This window comes from Paenibacillus sp. IHBB 3054, from assembly GCF_051594305.1.
Classification (GTDB): domain Bacteria; phylum Bacillota; class Bacilli; order Paenibacillales; family Paenibacillaceae; genus Paenibacillus_AQ.
The window spans coordinates 66,825-89,225 of record NZ_JBOFBG010000029.1 but is presented as its reverse complement, the minus strand read 5'-3'; the positions used below and the strand labels follow the sequence as shown (position 1 = coordinate 89,225).

20 protein-coding genes are annotated in these 22,401 nt (G+C 48.4%); 6 read left to right on the top strand and 14 right to left on the bottom strand.

All coding sequences use genetic code 11. From position 1 onward, the window contains the following. Positions 1–175: 175 nt before the first annotated feature. Positions 176–1,216, bottom strand: coding sequence for an RICIN domain-containing protein (locus ACQ76X_RS25165; protein ID WP_438496474.1), 1,041 nt, complete (start codon positions 1,214–1,216; stop codon positions 176–178). Between the two features lie 244 nt (positions 1,217–1,460). Between ACQ76X_RS25165 and ACQ76X_RS25160 the strand changes: the two genes are divergently transcribed. Continuing rightward, positions 1,461–1,928 (top strand): MarR family winged helix-turn-helix transcriptional regulator, encoded by a 468-nt coding sequence (locus tag ACQ76X_RS25160; RefSeq protein ID WP_438496473.1) that lies wholly within the window; start codon positions 1,461–1,463, stop codon positions 1,926–1,928. 54 nt (positions 1,929–1,982) lie between these two features. On the opposite strand, the gene ACQ76X_RS25155 is transcribed toward ACQ76X_RS25160, so the two are convergent. The 9 genes from ACQ76X_RS25155 to ACQ76X_RS25115 all read right to left on the bottom strand — a co-directional run bounded on the left by ACQ76X_RS25155 (position 1,983) and on the right by ACQ76X_RS25115 (position 14,468). Further along, positions 1,983–3,848 carry an LTA synthase family protein gene (locus ACQ76X_RS25155; RefSeq protein ID WP_438496472.1) on the bottom strand — a complete coding sequence of 622 codons (1,866 nt, stop codon included), beginning with the start codon at positions 3,846–3,848 and terminating at the stop codon, positions 1,983–1,985. Between the two features lie 71 nt (positions 3,849–3,919). Beyond that, positions 3,920–4,639, bottom strand: a complete 720-nt coding sequence (locus ACQ76X_RS25150; RefSeq protein ID WP_438496470.1) for a glycosyltransferase family 2 protein — start codon at positions 4,637–4,639, stop codon at positions 3,920–3,922. A 310-nt stretch (positions 4,640–4,949) separates the two neighbouring features. Further along, positions 4,950–5,621, bottom strand: a complete 672-nt coding sequence (locus ACQ76X_RS25145) for an HAD family hydrolase (RefSeq protein ID WP_438496469.1) — start codon at positions 5,619–5,621, stop codon at positions 4,950–4,952. Positions 5,622–5,827: 206 nt separating this feature from the next. Beyond that, a complete protein-coding gene (locus ACQ76X_RS25140) occupies positions 5,828–6,085 on the bottom strand; it encodes an AbrB/MazE/SpoVT family DNA-binding domain-containing protein (protein ID WP_038588784.1) in 258 nt (85 codons plus the stop codon). Between the two features lie 414 nt (positions 6,086–6,499). Next, positions 6,500–7,147: a DUF6033 family protein gene (locus ACQ76X_RS25135; RefSeq protein ID WP_438496467.1), complete on the bottom strand. Its 648-nt coding sequence runs from the start codon at positions 7,145–7,147 to the stop codon at positions 6,500–6,502. Between the two features lie 166 nt (positions 7,148–7,313). After that, positions 7,314–9,410 (bottom strand): glycoside hydrolase family 36 protein, encoded by a 2,097-nt coding sequence (locus tag ACQ76X_RS25130; RefSeq protein ID WP_438496466.1) that lies wholly within the window; start codon positions 9,408–9,410, stop codon positions 7,314–7,316. Between the two features lie 268 nt (positions 9,411–9,678). Beyond that, positions 9,679–11,007 carry an ABC transporter substrate-binding protein gene (locus tag ACQ76X_RS25125; RefSeq protein WP_438496465.1) on the bottom strand — a complete coding sequence of 443 codons (1,329 nt, stop codon included), beginning with the start codon at positions 11,005–11,007 and terminating at the stop codon, positions 9,679–9,681. 124 nt (positions 11,008–11,131) lie between these two features. Further along, the gene (locus ACQ76X_RS25120; protein WP_438496464.1) at positions 11,132–12,778 is read right to left on the bottom strand and encodes a response regulator transcription factor; all 1,647 of its coding nucleotides are present in this window, start codon (positions 12,776–12,778) and stop codon (positions 11,132–11,134) included. Then, positions 12,771–14,468 carry a sensor histidine kinase gene (locus ACQ76X_RS25115; protein ID WP_438496462.1) on the bottom strand — a complete coding sequence of 566 codons (1,698 nt, stop codon included), beginning with the start codon at positions 14,466–14,468 and terminating at the stop codon, positions 12,771–12,773. The genes ACQ76X_RS25120 and ACQ76X_RS25115 overlap by 8 nt, the downstream gene beginning before the upstream one ends. A gap of 414 nt (positions 14,469–14,882) precedes the next feature. Between ACQ76X_RS25115 and ACQ76X_RS25110 the strand changes: the two genes are divergently transcribed. Both ACQ76X_RS25110 and ACQ76X_RS25105 read left to right on the top strand, forming a co-directional pair. Further along, positions 14,883–15,773: a carbohydrate ABC transporter permease gene (locus ACQ76X_RS25110; RefSeq protein WP_342439198.1), complete on the top strand. Its 891-nt coding sequence runs from the start codon at positions 14,883–14,885 to the stop codon at positions 15,771–15,773. Beyond that, the gene (locus ACQ76X_RS25105) at positions 15,773–16,609 is read left to right on the top strand and encodes a carbohydrate ABC transporter permease (RefSeq protein ID WP_038588763.1); all 837 of its coding nucleotides are present in this window, start codon (positions 15,773–15,775) and stop codon (positions 16,607–16,609) included. The genes ACQ76X_RS25110 and ACQ76X_RS25105 overlap by 1 nt, the downstream gene beginning before the upstream one ends. Positions 16,610–16,697: 88 nt before the next feature. Here the strand turns inward: ACQ76X_RS25105 and ACQ76X_RS25100 are convergent, their stop codons facing one another. The 4 genes from ACQ76X_RS25100 to ACQ76X_RS25085 form a co-directional block, all read right to left on the bottom strand. Then, entirely contained in the window at positions 16,698–17,726 is a 1,029-nt protein-coding gene (locus ACQ76X_RS25100) for a CapA family protein (RefSeq protein WP_438496460.1), read from the bottom strand. Positions 17,727–17,802: 76 nt separating this feature from the next. Next, positions 17,803–18,462: a class I SAM-dependent methyltransferase gene (locus ACQ76X_RS25095; protein WP_076114285.1), complete on the bottom strand. Its 660-nt coding sequence runs from the start codon at positions 18,460–18,462 to the stop codon at positions 17,803–17,805. 172 nt (positions 18,463–18,634) lie between these two features. Next, complete coding sequence (locus ACQ76X_RS25090) at positions 18,635–19,657, bottom strand: SDR family oxidoreductase (protein ID WP_438496458.1); 1,023 nt, start codon at positions 19,655–19,657, stop codon at positions 18,635–18,637. Between the two features lie 18 nt (positions 19,658–19,675). Beyond that, positions 19,676–20,614, bottom strand: coding sequence for an aldo/keto reductase family protein (locus ACQ76X_RS25085; protein WP_438496457.1), 939 nt, complete (start codon positions 20,612–20,614; stop codon positions 19,676–19,678). A gap of 213 nt (positions 20,615–20,827) precedes the next feature. Here ACQ76X_RS25085 and ACQ76X_RS25080 point away from each other — a divergent pair, with 213 nt between their 5' ends. From ACQ76X_RS25080 to ACQ76X_RS25070, 3 genes are all read left to right on the top strand, one after another. After that, positions 20,828–21,415 carry a sugar O-acetyltransferase gene (locus tag ACQ76X_RS25080; RefSeq protein ID WP_438496455.1) on the top strand — a complete coding sequence of 196 codons (588 nt, stop codon included), beginning with the start codon at positions 20,828–20,830 and terminating at the stop codon, positions 21,413–21,415. A 22-nt stretch (positions 21,416–21,437) separates the two neighbouring features. Beyond that, positions 21,438–21,599, top strand: a complete 162-nt coding sequence (locus tag ACQ76X_RS25075; protein WP_438496454.1) for a hypothetical protein — start codon at positions 21,438–21,440, stop codon at positions 21,597–21,599. A gap of 177 nt (positions 21,600–21,776) precedes the next feature. Next, complete coding sequence (locus ACQ76X_RS25070) at positions 21,777–22,319, top strand: NADPH-dependent FMN reductase (protein ID WP_076113308.1); 543 nt, start codon at positions 21,777–21,779, stop codon at positions 22,317–22,319. Positions 22,320–22,401: the final 82 nt, after the last annotated feature.

Below are 22,401 nucleotides of genomic sequence, written 5' to 3'. Positions count from 1 at the left end.
CCCCTCCGGTCCCACAGCCGCTGAAGTCTGAGCATTAAAGCTAAAAAGAGTTAAAAGCACACTGACAAACATGGTCACTATTGTTGATTTCTTCAAGAAAGTTCCTCCAAGATTCTATGATTGGTTGTAGGTGATTAAAATAAGGAATAACGGGCTAAGTTAAGACTATTGCTTTTCATTTTACTAGCTTCCATTTTTGAGAGGATGTTCCGTTGTCTGTGTATATCTGCAAGCGTGTTCCATCCGCACTGCTTCCTCCGGGTATGTCCAGCACCTTGTTGCTGTTTACATTCTTCAGTGTACAAGAGCCATCTTCATTCTCAATTATTGTCCAATGTTGAGAAGCCGTTCCATTATCTGTCCATACCTGTACAGCTGATCCATTGTTTGTGCCTCCCCCAGACACTTCAAGCGCCTTCCCACTGTTTACATTAATCAGTTTATACTTGTTGCCTCCTGTATCGAACACCTGCCATCGTTGAGAGGCAGTACTATTATCTGTCCAAATTTGTACCGGAGTGCCATCAGCAGTATTTCCTCCAGTGACATCTAACGCTTTTTGATTTCCATAATTCAACACTTTGAATTCAGCTCCATTAGAAATTGCCTTGACCAGTCTCCACTTCTGTGCCGATGTTCCATTAGATGTCCATATCCGAACAGCTGATCCGTTGCTCACGCTCCCGTCTGCTACATCAAGCACTTTATTACTGTATACATTTAAAAGTGTATAGGAGCTATCACCGTTATCCACCATACGCCATGCCTGAGCCTCGGTTCCATTATCATCCCAAAGTTGAACTGATGTACCCTCAGCCGTTTTTCCTCCTGTAATATCAAGCGCTTTTCCACTATTCACATTGATTAATTTATAGGTTTCATTTGGTGCATTACAAATCAGCCAGCGCTGCGCATCGGTCCCATTATCTTCCTCAATCTGTATTTTCGTACCGTTGCTTGTGTTCCCCGCAAAAACATCCAAAGCTTTATTACTATTTACATTGATTAGCTTGAACTCAGAACTTTTGCAGGTTAAGCTTTTCCTTCCGATCATATTTCCATTGTTGTCGTACTGAAAATCCATATATTCACCTTCAGAAATGCTGATAAGACCTAGCTGTCCTGTTTTTAGATAGGTATACTTCATCGCAGTAGTTGTATTAGGATAAAACAAGATACACATACAAAATACTATAAAGAATATGAACTTTTTCATTAAAACATCTTCCTATCCTTTTGATAATTTTCCTGATTTCCCAATGAAAAGTATAGGTACGATCTTCAGAATCCACTTAATATAGCTCATTCTAAAAACACCTCTCGTTTCTTAAAGGCATTATAGCAAATCATTTATACGGAAATTGTCGAACCTTGCTATAAATTCTGAGTATATTTATTGACTCCTAAAGTGATTAAATCTGGGCTATAATAATAGGTAAATAAGCTTATGAGGTGTATTAGTGAAAGAAGACAGGTATGAACATGTGGATGAATTATTGGGGGCTTTTCAGCAATTCTCCAAGATGAATTGGCAGAAGCTAACGATGTTTGGGCTAAAGCCCAGTGAAATACGGTTGCTGATCACGATCAGACTCCGCAATACAAAAGCGGACAAGCAGGTACTGACTGTCTCCGAGATCAGCAAGCTGCTTAAGGTAACTTCCCCTACGATTACGCAGATGGTGAACAGCCTGCTGTCACAAGGTTTTGTTGTGCGCACCAGCGATTCACAGGACCGGAGAATCAGCAGTATTGTATTGACGGAAAAAGGCGAGCTGCTCGCAGATAAAGCCGTCGCCAAGATCCGGGAGATGTTTAAAGGCATGGTCGATTATTTGGGCCAGGAGCAAAGTGAAACTTTAATTGAACTCCTGAACAGGGTACATGCCTATTTTGAACAAATACAGAATCAGCCGGATGGCTACTAGAGTGTACAAAAAAGCACAAAGCGTAGGTTGACAACCTATACTTTGTGCTTTTGATTATTGTTCCAGGTCCGGCAGCTGTAAAATATAGCTATTGGACAGATGCAGCAGACGTTGTACAGCATCAAATTGCGCTTCTGTAGATCCGCCCTCAAGACTGGAGTTATCCAGCTGACTGTAGTTGGTACCGTCCGCGTAGGCATCTCCTGTTACATAAATGCTCTTGTCGTTAATGAACGAGCCTGTCGGCAGGAAATGTCTGACCGGCAGCAGGTTAGTCTGCTGATTAAACAGATCTTCACCAAAATGCAGCTGATTCTGAACCGATACTCCCAGCAGATTGGCCACCGTCGGCAAGATGTCGACTTGGCCGCCCGTGTGATCCATTACCGCAGGCAGTTTAGCACTCGGCGAATGTACGATGAACGGAATGTTGAACATATCGGTGTAGCCATATTCATGGCCGACCAGTCCATTGATCAGTTCCTTCTCATCGCTGCCAAGCGTGTACATCGGCAGTCCCTGGTGATCGCCATAGAAGACGACAAGGCTGTCATCCCACAGGCCGCTTGTCTTCAGTTCCTTAAGAAATTGCCCCATCGCATAATCCGCGTAATTCTGGGCGCGAATATAATTGCCCAGCAGCGTTCCCTCGAAGCGCTCCGGCAACTCCATCTTATATTTATCCTCCGGCATATGGTATGGATGATGGGCGGTCATCGAAATCACCATCGCATAAAACGGCTTATCCCCGGCATCCATCTTGGAAAGCTGCGGCACTGTTTTGGCAAACAGCACTTCATCCGATGCGCCAAAGGCGATATGGTCATCGTCGCCAAAAAAGGCCTGGTCATAATAGGTGTCAAAGCCTACCGCTTTGTATAACTCCTTGCGGTTCCAGAAATCCACACTATTGGTGTGGAAGGTTGCCGTGTCATAGCCATTCGAGGCTAGCAGCTTCGGCAAACTCGGCACAGATTTCTCCATATACGCCGAAGAGGTAGCCGGCTCATTCTTGGGAACGTAGAAAGAGGTGTTCACCACAAACTCCGCATCCGAAGTTGTCCCTTGGCCCGCATTCGTATAAAAATTATTGAAATACGTGTTTTCTTGTACCAGCTTATTAAGATTTGGAGTGATCTCCTGGCCGTCAATGGTTAGTCCGAGCAGGAAGCTCTGGAACGACTCCATCTGCACCACAATCAAGTTCTTGCCTTTATCAGCCCCATAAAATTGCGGTGTTGCCGGCTCCTGGATTCCTTTCAGCTCATTGACCGCCTGCTGGGTAATCTCCTTACTGTCAATAAGCTCCTCGTCCTCAGTGGTATCCGCAAACAGGGTATACAGCTCGTAATTGAGAATCCCCATGCTCTCCGCTTTTTTAATCTCATTCATGCTCGCATGATTAGGCCAGATGCTAAAGAAGCAGAGTCCGATGGAAACGGCCGTGATGACCAGCAGAACTGCCCGGTTCATGCGCTTCAAACCTCGTTCCTTCCATTTTGCAATATATTTGGGACGGAACATAAAGAAGAGGAAGAAAATAATATCCACAAAGATAAACAGGTAATAGGGGGCGATCAGAGAATACGTGCTCTCTCCTACCTTAGTGACTTTATCCGCTTGCTGCAAAGCATGATATGTAGCGATCACACCGTAATATTTGTAATACATCAGAACGGAAAAATAAATAACCGTAATCAGCAGATTGGCGATCATGTAGTACAATATCTTCCGCTTCGAGGCCAGCCATTCAATCAGACTGAACACAATGATGAAAAAGGGTATTTCCGTTAACACCATGCTCCAGTTGGGACCGTCGTTAAAGACGACAAACCAGGCAACTGCACTCTTTATAAGCAAAACTAAGCTGAATAATACTATAGGCTTGTATAATTTATTTTTAATATCGAATTTGTTCATAATGACTCTATCCCTTTCTTTAAAAACTTGGCCAGCCGCCGCACCTCCTCCCGATTTCAGAAAGCTTCTCGTTAATCCGGATTAGGGATAGATCTGATGCGGTACCGGATGACCCTTTTTTTTAGCCAACCTATGACAACAGCGTCTACGAACCCTGTAATTGCCGGACTGAGCACACCATATTTGGAATGTCCGTGTTTTCGCTCCTGATGCGTTACTGTAACCTCGATGACTGTAAATCCGTTCATCTTGGCCAGTGTAGGCAAAAAACGGTGCATGCCATTGTATAAAAAGAAGCTGTCCGCCACTTCCCGTCTCATAAGTTTTAAGGGAGATACAGAATCCTGGATCCTTTCGCCCGTAAGCCAATTTCTTACTCCGTTGCCGATCCATGAGGATATCCTTTTCAAAAAAGTATCCTTCCGGTTCTCCCGTTTGCCGTTCACAAAATCCACTCTGCCGATAAAGGGCATCAGCCTGAATATATCACGCGGATCGCTTTGCAGATCGGCATCCATCAGCGCGACCAGCTCTCCCCTGGACTGCCTTATGCCCGCCCAGACAGCCGCCGTCTGCCCGCAATGTTTCTCGAAATGAATGACCTTCACCGACTTGTCAGACCGTGCAACCTCATCCAGAATCAAGGCGGTCCGATCCTTGCTGCCATCGTCGACTAGCACAATTTCATAGCTGTCCACCTTGTCTTGCACCGCATCCGTTATGCTCTGGTGAAGCTCCCGGATATTGCCTTCTTCATTATAAATCGGTACGACCACAGACAATCTAACCAAACAGATTCACCTCAGTACCAATTAATATATTCACGCCGCACCCGAAGGGTTACAGGACAGTAAAAAAACGCAGGTTAGTGCGTTCCGGTCCGATCCAAAAGATTTAACAGTACTACTGCATTAAATCACAAAATAGATAGGTTATCAACCTATTTTTCCAGGCGTTTTGTCCGGCAAACCGCCGAAGAACTTAATCTTTTCCAGAGTAGAAAAATAACGCCCCTTGTCCGCAGCACCGCGGAGCAAGGGGTATTTGTAGGCAGGCTTGAATTGCAGATGTACCAGGAATGGCGCATCCTGCTTCTAACCGTTACTCGGCCCGGTCGTACAATCCGATTAATTCATCGAAAGAAGTAATAATAACGTCTGAGCCCTTCAGCTCATCCTGACGTCCGAAGCCTGCATAGGCACAGCCGATTACGGTCTGTCCGTTTCCTTTGCCGGCCTCCACATCGGAGGAACGGTCCCCAACCATCCACGCGCTGCTGATCCCGTGATTGTCCAGCAGAATGCGCAGCAGCTCGGTTTTGGTCGCAGTGCCTTGTCCACCAGCACTGTACAAGCCCTCGAACAAATCCTTCAGCTCATGCACAACAACGATGCTGTGGATGTAATCCTCCAACCCGTTGCTGGCCACGAACAGCTTGACTCCACGTTCATGAAGTGCGGCAAGGGTCTCCTTAACCATTGGATAGAGCAGGGTGCCGCCTGCCTCCAATCCCTCAACCTCCAGCTGCAGCAGCAGCTCGTCCGCCCGGCGGTGTACAGCTTCATCGGCATCCGGCATTACATTCTTCCAAATTTGCTCCAGCAGCATGCCAAGACTGCCAAGAATAAGTTCCTCCGGCGGAGTCGGCCCGGTATGCAGCCCTTCTTCCCGCAGGATATCGAACATTTTATGGTAAGCAGGCAATAACAGGCTTTCCGTCTGAAACAACGTTCCATCCATATCAAATACAATTGCTTCCGGTTTCTTTAGCATCAGGTGACTCATCCCTTCCAAATTGTTTTGCGAGTGATCTCTGCTCTGCGCATGCAGCTCTAAGTTACATTCCTTTATGATATAGGAAAGCAGCGTGTATTGTCTATGGAGTCGAGATTAACAAAAGGGGACCGCTGGCGGACACTGCAACGTGTCTGCCACCGGTCCCCCGCTGTCATTGGAATCTGTAAGGTTAGGGAAAAAAATTAGATATGGTCAAAACTCGAAATCAATTCATCAAGAACATCTTTGCTTACCATTTTACCTTTGAAGTTAATCAGGTTTTCGGCACTTCCGGAGAAGATGCAGGTAGGCTCATATTTTCTGAGAATGATTTTTTCACCATCAACGAAGATCTCCAGTGGGTCTTTTATGTCAATTCCCATTGTTCTGCGAAGCTCAATCGGAATCACGATACGTCCCAGTTCATCTACTTTTCTTACAATACCTGTTGCTTTCATCATTATGCATCCTCCCTTGAAATAAACACTTTATATAATCATTTGAGTTAAAAGCTATCATAGCTTCTAAATAGTAGTAATGATTACGCTATATCTGCATTTTAAAGTGCTATTTCTTTCCTGTCAATTTTATTTCTACAACTTTTGATATTTATCGACAAATTATTCGTTATAATCTAGAGTCGATTCGACAAAATATTCGAAGTTTATACATTATAATAGCCGAAAACGGCTACCATTGACAGTTTTTTATGGAAAAATGTTAAATTAAATTTTATTAATTGTAAGTAATAGAATGAATCCGGGAGTCAATTTGCGGGGGGACTGACAGAATGAAGATTCAAATGGCATAGCAAAAAACCGCCTAAATGGTCATAAACGCGTTGACCTAGGCGGTTATCATAATCCAAGAAGTTATTAATCAATTAATTTAAACAGATCCTTTTTCCACAGCATTGAATCCAGACTGGCTTGACGCACACTATTTAGATACACACTATTTGCTTCTTCGCCACTACTGGAGGTCTCTGTAAATGACCCGAGTTGTGAGAGGAGCGTGCTGCTGCCTAATTTACTCAACAAGTCCAACTGCTCCGCCTTCTTCTTTTGGTCTGCCTCTACTTCTTTCTGAATCTTTTCCCGCTCGGCAGGTGTCAAATAATCACCAATAACCCAAAACGTAGCTGTTCCATCCGGATGTATAATTACCCCGCTGGCATCACCCGGTTTATCATTAGCGCTGGACGCAAAATGGTCCTGTATGATATCTTCTACTTTTTTTTGCAATTGTGGATCTGTTGCCGACTGATTCAGTATATTGGGAGCGATCGTAACATTTCCTTTGCCAACACTATGGGAATACACACTCTTTACTGCTTCTTCGGTCTTGGGTATAGCTTGCACATTGATCTTAATGCCGAATTTATTTTCCAATTCCGTCAAAACTGCTTCCGAATTCGTTGTCGATAATGCATCTTGAAAAGAAATCCCTGAATTCTGACTTTTCTGGCTTGCCATTGTTGCCCCCGCACGATTAAGGCTGCTGAGTGGAGCTACATTCAACAAATTAAACCAACTCCTTTATTCTTTTTTCCTGAATCATCCATTTAATATATCGGCTTCCGGAATTTGTATTTTAGTCTTTCCTCAATATGTACAAAAAAGAACCAGCAGCCGCTCCCCAAGAATCAGGTTGAGGGGGAGCCGGCCCTGGCTGCAAGCTTTACGAACTTTACGAAGTAATCTCAAACAATCTCGCTGTTTTTCCTGGTGGGAGGGCCACCGTCAATACTCCTGCTGATTTATTCCAATTCCAGGCCAAGTCATGCTGCTGCGGATAGGCACAGGCGATGGCTGGTTCAAGCCCCTTCAGCTCTTCTATCGGCAATTGGACATTCTCGGCTTCTCCGGCAATCCGCCATACCGCGACGTACCTGCGTTCCCCGCGCCGCAGCCCGAGGCTCACCCATTCGCCCCCGCTATCCGGCAGGCCGAGCGGCCAGAAAGGCGTGGCATGCGGGATATCGCTGCGGATGGTTTTGTAATAATCCAGTGCTTCCTTGACCAGTTTCCTGCGGCGGGGCTCAAGCTCTGCCAAATGTCCGCTCTGGTGCACACGCAGCAGCAGCGCATTGACCATATTGAAGATGACTTCCTCATCATCGCCCTCGCGCAGCGGATATGACCAGACCGCCGACTGCTCCGGTGTCAGTGCCGCCGGCGAGCCTGCGGCTATGGCCGCGTACTGTACATAATCCTCCTGGTCGCTGGTCGACTGGATACTGTGCCGGCTGAGCATCGCATAATCCATACGCATGCCGCCGCTGGAACAGTTCTCGATCACAAGATTTGGATAACGCACAAAGATGCTGTCCAGCCAGGCCAGATAGGCGCGGTTATGCTGCAGCAGTCCGTCGCCGAAGCTGTCCGCAGCCGTCTCTGTTCCGATCCCTGCATTGATGTTGTAATCCATCTTAATGTATCCTACGCCGTACTGCTCAACCAGACGGGCAATAACACCGTTTGCATGTTCAATAACTTTCGGGCTGCGGTAATCGAGCTGATAGCGGCTGCGGTCCTTGACCCGTTTGCCATGCCGCATGAAAAACCAGCTGTCATCGGTCTCCGCCAGCTTCGGACTGTTGATGCCCATAACCTCCAGCTCCAGCCATAGTCCGGAAATCATTCCTTTGCTGCGGATATAGTCCAGCACATATTTAATCCCTTCCGGGAACCGCTCACTGGAAGGCTCCCACTGTCCTACACCATCCCACCACTCACCGGGCGCATACCAGCCGGCATCGATGCAGAAATATTCACAGCCGACATCGGCGGCGGCATCGATTAAGGGCAGCAGCTTCTCCGTCGTCGGGCTTCCCCACAGGCAGTTCATATAGTCGTTAAAAATAATCCGCAGCAGCTCATTATCCTCATTGGGTCTGCGGATAATCCGGCGGTACGCCGTAAGCTGTTCCGCTGCACCCTGGAATCCTCCCTGTACAGCACCCACAGCTACAGGTACCGAGGTGAATTCCTCACCCGGAGCAAGCTTCAGCCACCAGTGGTTGTCATGCTCTGTAGGCCCGCTGGCCAGCAGTGTAAGCTGATCATACTGATCCGTCAGCTCCCAATGCCAGGAGCCGTTATGCTCAATCTGCCAGAACAGGCTTGTCCCGCTCTCCTTGTTGTGCAGCACAGCCATGGGAAGCAATTCTGCCGCCGACCAGGAACCTGTATTGCTTGCGGCAATCCGTTTCGAGCCGCGGTCGGCCAGATGGGACATCCCGAGCTCAGGCAGCCGGTAGGTCCGCCACTGCAGCTCACTCTGCCACCCGCTATGCGCGAGGGTTACCTCGATCTTGTCATTGCGGTCGCCGCTTCCCTCCTTGTCTACACCTGTAAGAGCAAATGACGAGATGTATTCCACTGCCGCCTCGGCTTCACCGGCATTCTTCAGCACTGTCCAGCTGCGGGCAATCTGCACGCCCTTATAGAACTGAAAATGCTGTACCGCCTGAATTCCCGTGACGTGATCGGTCAAGGTCAGCTCCAGCTTGCGTCCCAGAGCATTCACCGTGTCGCTGTGCCCGGCATATACCATCCGGAGCCCCGGATAGGATGCCCGGTGTGTGCGCCCGTGATATTCGGCGCGGTCTTCGCCCGACAATTGCAGCTCCAGCAGCCGGAAGCCCGGTTTATTCTTGTCGGCGATAGCCCCGGCTTCCAAAGGTGACGCTCCGAAGTGCAGCAGCCGGACATCCTGCTCCGCTGTAATTTCAATCGTAAGATAAAGTCCATTTTCGGCGATTTCAATGATCTTGTTGTCCATATTTAATTTAGCCTCCTGCCATATGTTGGTGTCTCTCCTGATTATAAGTTCTGTTTTTGTATTCGTAACTATTCGCGCTCTACAACTACAAAATAAACTCCCAGCGGTGAAAGAGTAACGGAGGGGAATTTTGGAATTGGAGGAGCGTAGCGGCCGGAAATCCAAACATTCACCGCAGTTACGGCATTCACCGCCTCCCGCCAACAATAAAGGGACGGCCCCCCGGTAAATGAATCTTACCTTCGAGACCGTCCCACATCGAAATGTTTTATTGAGCCGATCCGAATTGGATCCAGGCTTTCTGAATTTCGTTGATCGCTTGATCCTTAGTTTTGCTGCCGCCGATGTAAGCCTGCATCAGTTCACCGAATTTCTGGTGGAAGGTATCCAGAGAGTAGTTGACTGACAGGTCGCCGGATTTCTCCGTCTTCAGGATTTCTTCCATTTCCTTAGGCATTTGCAGGTCAGGCATTGGAGCATCCTTGATTGGCGGGATTACCTTAGCCACGGTGGAGAACCAGTTTTTTCCGTACTCAGAAGTATACAGCCAGTTGAAGAACTCAATAGTTTCTTTAACTACAGCAGAATCCTTGTTGATACGCAGCGCCTGGTCAGCACCGGTAATAATCTGGGACTGCTCCGCTTTGTCACTGACAGGGTAGCCGGCGATGCCAAGGTCAAAATCTGGTGTGATTTTCTTAATGGCTTCTTCATCCCATGCGCCCTTACCGTTCATAAATGCGGTTTTGCCAAGAGCGAAGTCGCTGACTTGAGCATTGCTGTCGCGCTCCAGCGGCTTGTCCGTACCGTGCTTAACTGTAGTGTCAATGTAATTAAAGAAGTTATTGTACAGCACCGGGTGATCCTTGATGGTCGTCTTTCCGGCGATGAAATCCGCTACAAGCGTTTTGGCATCCGTACCGGCATCAATTGCAGCCGCATCCACGAAGTGTTGGAAGATATGCTTCCATACCCACCACTCTTTGTAGGCATTGGCGAACGGTGTAATGCCTTTTGCCTCCAGCTTGGTGATCGCATCATCCAGTTGGGCGGTTGTCTTTGGAATTTCTGTAATTCCGGCATCAGACAGCAGCTTTTTGTTGTACATCAGTACGAACAGGTTGCCTTTCACCGGGAGTCCCAGCACCTTGCCGTCGGTAGAGCTCATATTGGAGCGGACTGCATCGGTCATCGCTGCCGCAAGCGGCTCATTCGTAAGATCGGCACTGTATTCAGCAAAGGTATCAATATCTCCACCGGCTGTCGTCTGGAACACGTCAGGAGTGCTGCCGGCAGCAATTTTCGATTTAAGTACCGTATTGTAGTCAGCCTGCATAATTTCCAGGTTGATGGTAACGTTCGGTTTAACCTTTTTGTATTCTGCGATGTAGGCATTGAACGCATCGGTGTACTCCGGAGATGCGGTAAACATATTAATCGTTACGGGCTTGGAAGAATCAGTTGTGGCAGCATTATCCGTCCCGTTTGTACCAGCCGTATTATTAGTAGCGGCATTATTGTTGTTCCCGCCGCAACCGGCCAGCAGACCGCCGACGAGCAGCAGACTTGCAGATAGTCCCATAAATCGTTTTAACATGATGTTGCCCCCTTTTTCTTATGCATCTTGTGTGGTCTTGTTGCTATTCTAAATAAAAAGAAAAAGGATAAGAATGTACATAAGTGAACTTATGAGGGTAAAAAAGTGGGCTAATGTAACCGTTTCACTTTTCTACCCCGGGCAAAAGGAGCCTGAATTCAGAAGGTGAACAGTCATAATAATTGCGGAACGCCTTGCTGAAATAGTTTTTGTCCTTATAGCCCAGCATCTCGGAGATATCCTGGATTTTGAGGGCAGGATCAAACAGCAGGTCCTTGGCCTTGTCCATTCTTACCTTTTGTACATACTCATGAATGCCGTAACTGTATTGGGCCTTGAACAGCTTCATCAAGTATTCTCTGCTCAGGAAATATTTATCCGTGAACATCGATATTTTAATATTCTCGAAATAGTGGTTATCAATGTATGCTTTAATATTTTCCAGCACATTGCCGCGGTTACCGGCAAGGGATCTGCCGATTTCACCGGCATAGACATCCAGAATATGATTCAGTACGCCTTCAAACTGCTCAAAGGAGGCAAAATCACCGGCGATCCCCAGCCCGCGCAATCCCTTATCTTTGCCGCCGCGCAGCCGTTCAGGAACCGCATTCAGTTCCTTGGCGATATCGTTCAGCAAAATAATGAACTCCTGAATCGTCCGGTCAGCTGCACCGAGGCTGAAATGCCCGGAAGACTGCCATTGTCCGGTGAATTCACACAGAATGCTTTTGGCATGATTCACATTTCCGCTCTCCAGAATATTGCGGATAAGCGGCATCCGGGCAGTCAGCGAAGGGCTGTCCTTAACTGAAGGTTTGGCACCTGCACCGGCAGCAACGATGCCGCTCTTTAGATTCAGCAGATCAATGGCGTCCAGTGACGCTTTGGCGGTGTCATACGACTGTGCGATATCCATACAATCGCTATAAGGCTCTCCAATGCCTCCTGCACAGGCAATTCCGAACAGCTCCTTCAAAGTCGAAGCGGCCTTTTTCATATGATGCAGGGATAGAAAGGCCGCATCCTGCCCGTAACCGCCCTTCATGGTAAAGATAGCGATAAATTCACGCTCTGCCCGGGGGCTGACGAAGCTGAACGCTTCAAAATCCCCGCCGCTGTTCTCATTGATGACATTCGTTACGGCAAAATGCATCAGATCCCGGTCTTCATGAAATCTTCCCTTGCGGACCTGCTCCAGATTAAGCAGCCGGACAATCCCGACAGCAAAAAAATGGCCGGGTGTATCTGCGCCGATCAGCGGCAAAAAGGCTTCATTAGACTGGTTCTTGAAGCTGCGCTCGATAATCGACAGATACATCTTCTCCTTCAGCTTCGGAATGGACATGTTCAGCGTGATGTTCCGGCTGATAAATTCGCTTTCTTTCTTGCGTTTTGCCTCCAGCAGGTCGACGGCCTTACGCAGCGCGCTATTCAGATCATTCCGGTTAACCGGCTTCAGCAAATAGTCGACAACCTTAGAACGGATCGCCTGCCGGGTATATTCGAAATCATTGTAACCACTGATAACAATGAGCAGCAGATCCGGAAATTCATGCTCGGCGATTTGCAGCAGCTGGCTGCCGTTCAGCTCCGGCATTTTCATATCGACAAGCGCGATATCTATTTTGTGCTGCCGCAGCATGGCCAGTCCAACGTTGCCGTCCGTAGCCTCCAGCACCTGATCTACCCCTAGTCCCTTCCAGTCCCCCAGAATGTTGATGGCTTCGCGCAGCGGCTCTTCATCATCTATGATCAGTACTTTATACATGTTGTCCCAGTCCTCCCCGCGGTAATTGCATTTCCATTGCCGTTCCGTGCTCATTACTGCTGATCGCCAGACCCGCTTCTTCTCCATATAAGAGCTTCAGCCGTGTATTCAAATTTTTCAGCCCGATGCTTTCATTCCCGTCATCGGACAGGTCTCCTCCAAATTCCTCCCACTGGATCTGCAACGAGCTTAGCACTTCCGCAAGCCGTTCCCCGCTAATACCAGGTCCGTCATCCAGTACAGAAATCACATTATAGGTTGGAGTAATCCGCGCCTCAATCCTGATCGTGACTGTAGAGGATACCCTCTCCAGCGCATGCTTGATGCAATTCTCCACCAGCGTCTGAATGGACAGCTTGGGAATACTCAGCTCCATCAAGGTCTCGTCCCAATCGTAGACGATCTGCATCCGGCTCCCGAAACGGGCCTTCTGTAGCGCCAAATAGCGTTCAATATGCCTCAGCTCTTCCCTGGCCGCAACAACATCACGGCCGCTGATGCAATATCGCAACGTCAAAGCCAGATTATCGACCATCTCGACGATATCGTCATTGTTGTTCTTTAATGCCTTTGTAGAAATCGCCTGCAGGGCATTATATAAGAAATGCGGGTTAATCTCCGCCTCCAGCGCTTTGAGCACCGCGTTTTTCTCGACGATTTTCATTTTATAGCGTTCATTGATCAGTTCATTGGTTTTCTCCACCATCTTATTGAAATGGCGTGAGAGATACGCGATCTCATCGTTGCCCTCCACCTGTGCCTCGGCATCAAAGCTGCCGGTGCTGAACCGCTTCATTTGCAGCGACAGATTTTTCAGCGGATTTGTGATCCTGTTGGAGATGAAGCTGACAAGGATCACCGAGACGATCAGAAACAGCAGGCCAATGAAGTAGTTTAATTTACGTGTTGTTGTCGCCGCTTCGTAAATTTCTTTGTAGGGAATCGGCTTGATCAGCTTCCAGCCCTCTTTTTTATTAATGTCATAGATCACCAGATATTTTTGTTCATCAGCCGACCACGTAAGCCGTCCGCCTTGAGCTGGGGTCAGCTGGTCCAACAGACCTGCCGCTTCACTTTTGGCATAAAATTCACGGTCATCCACCACAAACGCCTCATTATCCGGGCTGACATACATCAAATGCTCTCCGCTGCTGAACGGAATATCCTTCATGATCTCATCAGTGACGCTGGAGTTGAAGTACAAGGACAATACCGCCTGCGGTTCTCTGGACGCGATCGAACGGAGCAGCCTGTGGTAGCCCATGAAGCTTTTGTCGGTATTGATAGGATAGTCATCCTGTTCCAAAGTGTCCTGCACAAAGGATTGATAAGAACGGTTAAACGGGCTTGCCAGCGCACGCTTATACCAGGTGAGATTCTCAATCGGGGGGTGCTGGGCGACCCGGATTGTAATATTATAGTTCTCTTTGGTGACATAATAATACTTCTGCTCTTTAATCACGTAGAGGGTTATGGCCTCCAGGTCATTGCGTGAAAAATAGAGGTTCTTCAGATAATCCTCTACATACATCTTGGAGGCGTAATCCTCCGATTCATGCATAATGGCATAAGTAATCTCATCATAGGAGATTTGCGGCAGGGACAGCTGCTCGATCCCGTCAAGGTAACTCTCCAGATTACGGCCGACCAGCAGCAGGTTGTTGCTTGTGCTCGTTATTCTGCTGTTCACTGATTCCTTGCGCAGCATTCCATAGGAAATGAACGTCAGCGAAGTAACCACCAGGATAATAATGGTCGTGAACAGCAGAATCAGCTTATTCGCCAGACGGCGTGAAATCCGCTCCAGTAAAGGCTCAAACAGCTTATGCAGAATTGATCTAATGATGTGCGGCGGCCTCCTTTGCTTGCAGGGTTCAATACCGGAAATGGTGGCCTCCGCAAAATGCCAGGACCCTTTTCTCCAGCTTCAGCATCTTTTTGGTGTTCTTTTCAGTTCACCTTTTTACCCCTAACTGTACTCTTAAATCCATTTTTGAGTATAGGGGTCTGCTCTATAATACACAATATAGACTAACCGGAATGGTTATGTGTGGCAAGCCAGGCACATTACTCCCACCCTATAAATACAAGAAGAGGTGCTTCCATGTTAAAAACACTCGGCAGAAAATGGCGTGAGAAAATAGAATTCGGAATTTTCACGCTTCCTGTTCTGATCTGTATCGCTGTAGCATTCTACATTCCTTTTGCCATGACCATCCGTTATTCGATGACCAAATGGAACGGGATATCCAAACATCCCAAATTCGTCGGACTGGATAATTTCAAGCAGATCTTCACAGGAGATACCAACTTCTCCGATTCGGCGTGGTTCACCATCAAATATGCGGTGCTCTACATCATACTTGTTAACGTGCTGGCCATCCTGCTGGCCGTGCTTCTGGACATGAAGCTGAAGACGACTTCCTGGCTGAGAGCGGCTTTCTTTATCCCTTATATCCTCAGTCTTGTTATCGTCGGCTTCATCTGGAAATTCATCTTCATGCAAGGCTTCAACTCCCTCGGAGAAAGTACAGGCTGGGGCATATTCGACCTAAGCTGGCTAGGTACGCCGGGACTGGCCTTCATCTCAATCTTAGGAGTCTCCATATGGCAATCGGTCGGCTTCTATCTCGTCATCTATATTGCCGGTCTGCAATCTGTACCTGAAGACCTGAAGGAAGCAGCCACCGTGGACGGTGCCGGACCGCTGAGAAGATTCTTCAGCATCACTCTGCCGCTGCTCGCTCCATCTATCACCATTTCGGTATTCATGGCCCTGACCAACTCGATCAAGGTGTTCGACGTTATCCTGTCGCTGACCGGCGGCGGCCCTGGCGGAACTACCTACAGTATCGCTTATGATATTTACCGGGATACCTTCCAGAACAATCTGTACGGATATGGTACGGCAAAAGCGCTCATCCTCTTCCTGGCTGTGCTTGTCGTGACGATCATCCAGCTTACGTTCTTCAAGAGAAGAGAGGTTGAGGCATAATGAAAACAAACAACAGCAAAGCGGGCAAGATCATTCTGGAAGTTGTTCTGGTCCTCCTATCTCTTTTGTTCTTATATCCGCTGTTCCTGACCGTAATCAACTCTCTGAAAAGCTTCAGTGAGGTCATGACTGACGTTATTGCCCTGCCGAAGAAGTTGACCTTCAGCAACTACTCCTATGTGTGGGAGTTCATCAATTATCCAAGATTGTTCCTGAACAATTTCATTATTACCGGCGTCGGCCTGCTGGGAATCGTGTTCATTTCGTCCATTGCGGCTTATAAGCTTGCACGGACGAAATCCAGATGGAGCGGAGTGATCTACTTCCTCTGCATCATGCCGATGCTCATTCCGTTCCAGTCGATCATGCTGACCGTACTGCAGACTGCCAAGAACCTGAACCTGTCCGAAAGCACTTGGGGACTGGGTCTGCTGTACTGGGGCTTCGGAGCTCCGCTGGCCGTATTCATCTATCACGGCTTCGTCAAAGGCATTCCGCTGGAAATCGATGAAAGCGCCACGATCGACGGGGCTTCCGGCTTCCGCCTGTTCTTCAGTGTAATCTTCCCGCTGCTGAAATCGGTAACGACGACCATCGTCATCATCGACGTCATGTGGATCTGGAATGACTTCCTGCTTCCGCTGCTTATGGTCAACGGCTCGCCGGATACGAAGACACTTACGCTGGCAGCTTATACATTCGTGGGCCAATACACTTCGGACTGGCAATATGCGATGACGGCCATGGTAATGGCTGTACTGCCGTCCATCGTCGTATTCATCTTCCTGCAGAAGTATATTGTTAAAGGCGTTGTCGCCGGGGCAGTGAAGGGCTGATTTCAATATAGTGTTGAACTTCATATGACAAAAAAAGAGCATGTGATTAGCCATTAGGCTCGATCACATGCTCTTTATATTATTGAGGTCAGAGATCCTCTGTAACTGTACCGTCTGCCGCTACGACAGCATTGAACGACAGCTTGTTCATACGCTTGATAGTCTCCTGATTATAGGCATTGCCCATAAAATTCGGCTGTCCGACGATAATCTTAACCGGTGTAATTTTGCCGGTTACACCGCTATCGCTGATTGTAAAGTTGACCAGCATCGAATGCAGGGTCTTCTCTCCTCCGCGCGTAGAACGGTTGAACACAAAATTACCCAGCGAATAGTAGATCGGCTTATGCTTGTAATATTCGATCCCCATCAGGTTGTGGCTGTGCGCACCAAGGATAATATCCGCGCCGCAGTCGATCATTTGCTTGGCCAGCGTCCGGGCGTAGTCCTCCGGATAGTCCTTGAACTCCTGGTTCCAATGGATATACACAATGGTATAATCGTTGTCCTTAGCCGACTTCTTAATCGCACCCATCAGTGGCTCCGCAGTGTAGGCTGAAGCAGCTCCGGGATTGTTTTTCCCGGCATACCAGGAGGTGCCGGTTAACACGCGGCTTGTGCCCAGCACAGCTATCCGTTTGCCTTTGACAGTCTTAATATACGGTTTGAAGGCTTCCTCAATATTGTTGCCTGCACCTGTATGGCCGATCTTGTGCCGGTCCAGATGCACCAACGTATCCAGCATAGCATTCTGCCCGTAATCCAGGATATGATTGTTAGCCACGGTCACGCCATCAATTCCCGCATAGCTGAGTCCACCCAGTGTTTCCGGCTTGGAGCGGAAGGCAAAGGTCTTCTCGGCCGCCTTCCCTCTAACCGATACCGGTGTCTCCAGATTCGCAAACGCAAGATCCGCTTTCTGCAGGACCGGCGCCACTTTGGTGAATGGAAAATGAACCCCGTATTTTGCAATCTGCTCGCCCACAAAACCGTCCAGCAGAATATCTCCGGCAAAAGCAAGTGTGATGTTCTCCTGCGCCGCTGCCCCTTTGCTAAATACAGCAGAAGAGGGAACAAGCAGGCACAATATAACTGTAATGATTGCCAATCTTTTCAATACTCTAGCCCCTTTTTATAAGATATTGTTCTACTATACTGAAAGCAGATTCTTAAAAGAAGGGTATAAAGTCCTGCTAGATTTGCGCTTTTTTGAGCACAGCTCTGAAACAGTTCAGCCCGCCCCACAAATCTGTACGCACAGCATCCTCAGGAAGATTGAAATCCGTCTCCCCCCAATACTGGAATCCGGACTGCAGCAGCACGTCGTTCATCAGCGGCAGATTGACTGTAGGATAATCAAAGGTCAGTACCAGCAGGCCCTCTCCGTTCAGTGTCCTATGGAACTCCTGCACCGCACGCACAGAATCCTCCAGCGACAGATGCTCCAGTACCGAGATGCAAAAAATCGTATCAAAGCTCTCATCGGCATACGGCAGCTTGGTGAGATCGGCCTGGGCCAGATGAAGACTTGTTGTCCGTCTCGCCCCCGCCTGCCGCGCCGCTTCGGCTCCGATATCATCGGCAATGTTCTGGAGGATCGCTTCCCTTGACAGGATGCGGGCATCAAGATCACAGGCATAGACCTCGTCGCTGAATCCGGCGAGATAGAACTTCAGCGGATGGGAAATGCCGCAAGCGGCATCCAGCACCACATCATGGGGCGAAATAAAGTTTGTACACCACTCGTATTCATAAGGGCGGCTCCACCAGGATTCCGGCAGATCGTAAATCAGCTTCTCACGGCGTGCATCGGAATTTACAAAAAAACGGGAGACATACGGATGTGTCGGCATGGCCAGGACTCCTTTTAAGGGAATTTCGGTAGTGAGAGTATATTCAAGATTCCCCGTTTCATGCCACGCTCTCACACCAGCACGTATAAGCAACAAAATCCCCCACAAAAGACGGTGATCCTTATTAGGAATCACCGTCTTTTGAGCTTATGTGCAGCCTATGAGCTTAAGTTTAGACGTAATAAGAAAGCAGCTTGGGATCAATGCCATGTTTGCCGATCAGGTTGTCCAGCATCTTCGACCATTCCTGGTCCATCAAGCACAGCTTAGGATGACGCTCAAACCACGCCACCGACAGCTTCACTCCTTCTGCGAATGGAACCGTAGCCTCGTAATCCGGTACAAGCCTTTTGATTTTACTGTTGTCGAACACACTGCTTACCGCCTGGTCCCCGATCAGGCCATCCGCTGTGCCCGCCGGTGTATGGGCTGCGATGAAATCCGTGGAGATATGCACAACCTTCGGCTCTCTGCCTGCAGCCTCCCCAATGGCAGCATAAATCTGATTCCAGCTCAGCACTTCATCAGAAGTGATATGGACAGCCTCTCCAATGGCTTCTGCATGTCCTAGCAGGCCGACAAACCCTTTGGCAAAATCGGTATTGTGGGTCAGCGTCCAGAGTGAGGTTCCGTCCCCATGAATCACGAGGGGCTGGCCTTTGCGGATGCGCTCTACCAGTGACCAGGGATGCTGCCAGCTCGTCAAAGCTGCAGGAATCGCTGTAACGCCATAAGTATGCGACGGACGGACAATCGTAACCGGGAAGCCGTTGCTGCGATGGGCTTCCAGCAGCAGTTCCTCACAGGCGATTTTATCGCGTGAATACTGCCAGTATGGATTGATAAGCGGCGTCTCTTCCGTGATCCGATAATGCCGCTGCGGCTTCTGGTAAGCCGATGCCGAGCTGATAAAGATATATTGCTTCGTCTTGCCGGTGAACAGGTCGATGTCGAGCTGTACCTGCTCAGGAGTGAACGCGATCCAGTCTACCACAACATCAAATTCATACCCCTTCAGCATTTCACGGGCTTCCGCCCCCTTGCGGATATCTCCCTGGATCACCTTCGCACCTTCCGGCACGAATTCGCCCCGCTCTCCGCGATTAAACAGATACAGCTCTATCCCGCGCTGAACAGCCAGTCTGGAGACGGCCTCGCTAATTAATCCTGTCCCTCCGATAAATAATACCTTCATCTCTGTCTGCTCCTCTCTTTAGCCCAGAATCTCCTCAATTTTGCTCACAATATCCCCGGAGAGCTCTATGCCTGAGGCCAGAACATTCTCCTCAACCTGCTCCGGACGGCTTGCACCGACCAGCGCGCTTGCCACATTAGGCTGACGCAGAATCCAGGCCAGCGCCAAATTGCCGACAGAAATGTCCAGTTCAGCCGCAACACCCTCAAGCTGACGCACTTTGGCAATCTTCTCATCCGTTATCCCTTTGCGCATCCAGTCCAGCTTAGCAGCCCGGCTGTCCTCAGGAATATCAGAGACGGAGCTGTATTTACCCGTCAGCAGACCTTGGGCCAGCGGAGAAAAGACAACTTGTCCGATTCCTTTGCGCTGGCCGAGCGGAATGATCTCTTTCTCAATATAACGTTCGAACATATTATAAATAGGCTGGTTAACAACGATATGATCCAGCAGGTAACGGTCGGCGACCGCGAGCGCTTCCGCCATTTGCGCTGCCGTCCATTCACTTACACCCACATAGAGCACCTTGCCCTGACGGACCAGATCATCCAGTGTCCGCAGTGTTTCTTCAATAGGAGTTTCCGGATCATAGCGATGGCAGTACATAATGTCCACATATTCGGCCCCAAGCCGTTTCAGACTGGCATGGCACTGCTCGGTAATATGCTTGCGGGACAATCCGCGGTCATTGGGCCCCTCCCCCATAACGCCGAAAACCTTGGTCGCCAGAACATAGGACTCGCGGGGAAATCCGCGTAAAGTTTCGCCCAGCACTTTCTCCGCCGCTCCTTTTTCATATACATTGGCCGTATCAAAAAAATTAACACCCAATCCGTAAGCGGTTTCAATGGCTTTAACGGCATTCTCACGTTCCACGTAACCGCCGTAAGTCAGCCAGCTTCCCAAGCTGATTTCACTGACCTTAAGCCCTGTTCCACCCAATCTGCGATACTTCATTTCACACTGCTCCTCTCCATAGATCCGGCTCTAATGGCTCCGGTTGTTTTGTACACAACTTTTATTCTAGATCAGTTCACCTGTAAATTCCATCCTATTTGAATAAAATAGAAATCGTTATCTCCGCCGCAAAGTTGACATCTACTCTGAATTGGGGCAATGTGGACTCATATATACGGCACTAAAATGATAAGAAGTGGAGATCAGATGGTTATGACAGAAAAAGAGAAATCACATTTAGGTTTATTGTACGATGCAAATTATGACAAGGAATTGATCGAAGAACGTTTATACGCTAAGGGACTGTGCTATGAATACAACCGGCTGCATCCGGTAAATACCGAAGGAAGAGAAGAAATCATCAGAAAACTTCTGGGAAGCACAGCAGAGCGGTTCCTGATCGAACAACCTTTTGTCTGCGACTATGGCTATAATATTGAGATCGGAGAAAATTTCTATATCAATCACAACAGTGTAATGCTCGATGGCGCGAAGATTACCTTCGGCGACAATGTATTCGTAGCGCCCAACTGCGGATTTTATACTGCAGGGCACCCACTCGACGTGGAACAGCGCAATCAAGGGCTGGAAGTTGCCTTTCCGATTGCAGTTGGAAACAACGTCTGGATTGGCGGCGGTGTAAGCGTCCTGCCGGGTGTGACCATCGGTGACAACACGGTCATCGGCGCCGGAAGTGTCGTAACCAAAGACATTCCCTCCGGTGTGCTCGCAGCCGGCAATCCCTGCCGGGTAATCCGCGAAATTACGGAAGCAGACCGGGATAAATACCGGCGGGAATAGCCGTCAGAGTCCATTTGATATTGTGATCATCGGTTCCGGGGCCGTAGTCACCAAGGATATTCCCGATAATGTTATTGCTGTGGGTTACCCCTGCAAAGTGCTTAGAACCATTACCGAAGAAGACAAACAGCATTGGGAAACGCTCAAAGACGAATATTATAGAGACATGGAGATTGATCAATAAGCAGCATCAGAATCCGCCGTTTTGGCGGATTTTTTGTATTACGCCTAGTAATTTCAGTTCAAATTTAATAATCGATAGTTTCGAAAAACCACTTGCTTTAAAAAAGTAATATGCTATAATAAACGCATAGAAGTTATTAGAAACTATAACTAAGAAATCACTCAGGAGGTAATTCAAATGACAAAGTTAAACATCGGTATTATACTCGGCAGCACTCGTCAAGGACGGGTAAGTCCGCAAGTAGGTGAATGGGTAAAAGGAATCGCAGACGCACGCGGAGATGCCAACTATGAGATCGTGGACATTGCTGATTTCAAATTGCCGCTGCTTGGTGAAAGTGATGATTACGCACCCGCTCAGGCTTGGGGAGCAAAGCTTGCCACACTCGACGGATTCGTGTTCATTGCCCAAGAATATAATCACAGCCTTACGGGAGCACTCAAGAATGCACTGGATTCTGCCCGTGATGAATGGAACAATAAAGCTGCAGGTATCGTAAGTTATGGTTCTGCAGGCGGTGTACGCGCCGCTGAACACTTGCGTGGAATTCTCGGTGAACTGCAGGTAGCAGATGTCCGGGTACACCCACTGTTGTCCTTGTTCACAGACTTCGAGAACGGTACAGTCTTCAAACCGGCTGATCTGCATACCGCAAATGTAAACGCGATGCTTGATCAAGTGCTGGCCTGGAGCGGAGCGCTAAAGACATTGCGTCAATAATAGAGGAACGGTATTTCGGGCCACTTCACACCGTGAAGTGGCTTTTTTGCGTTACTCCCTTTCCCTCTCCTCACCTCCTGGT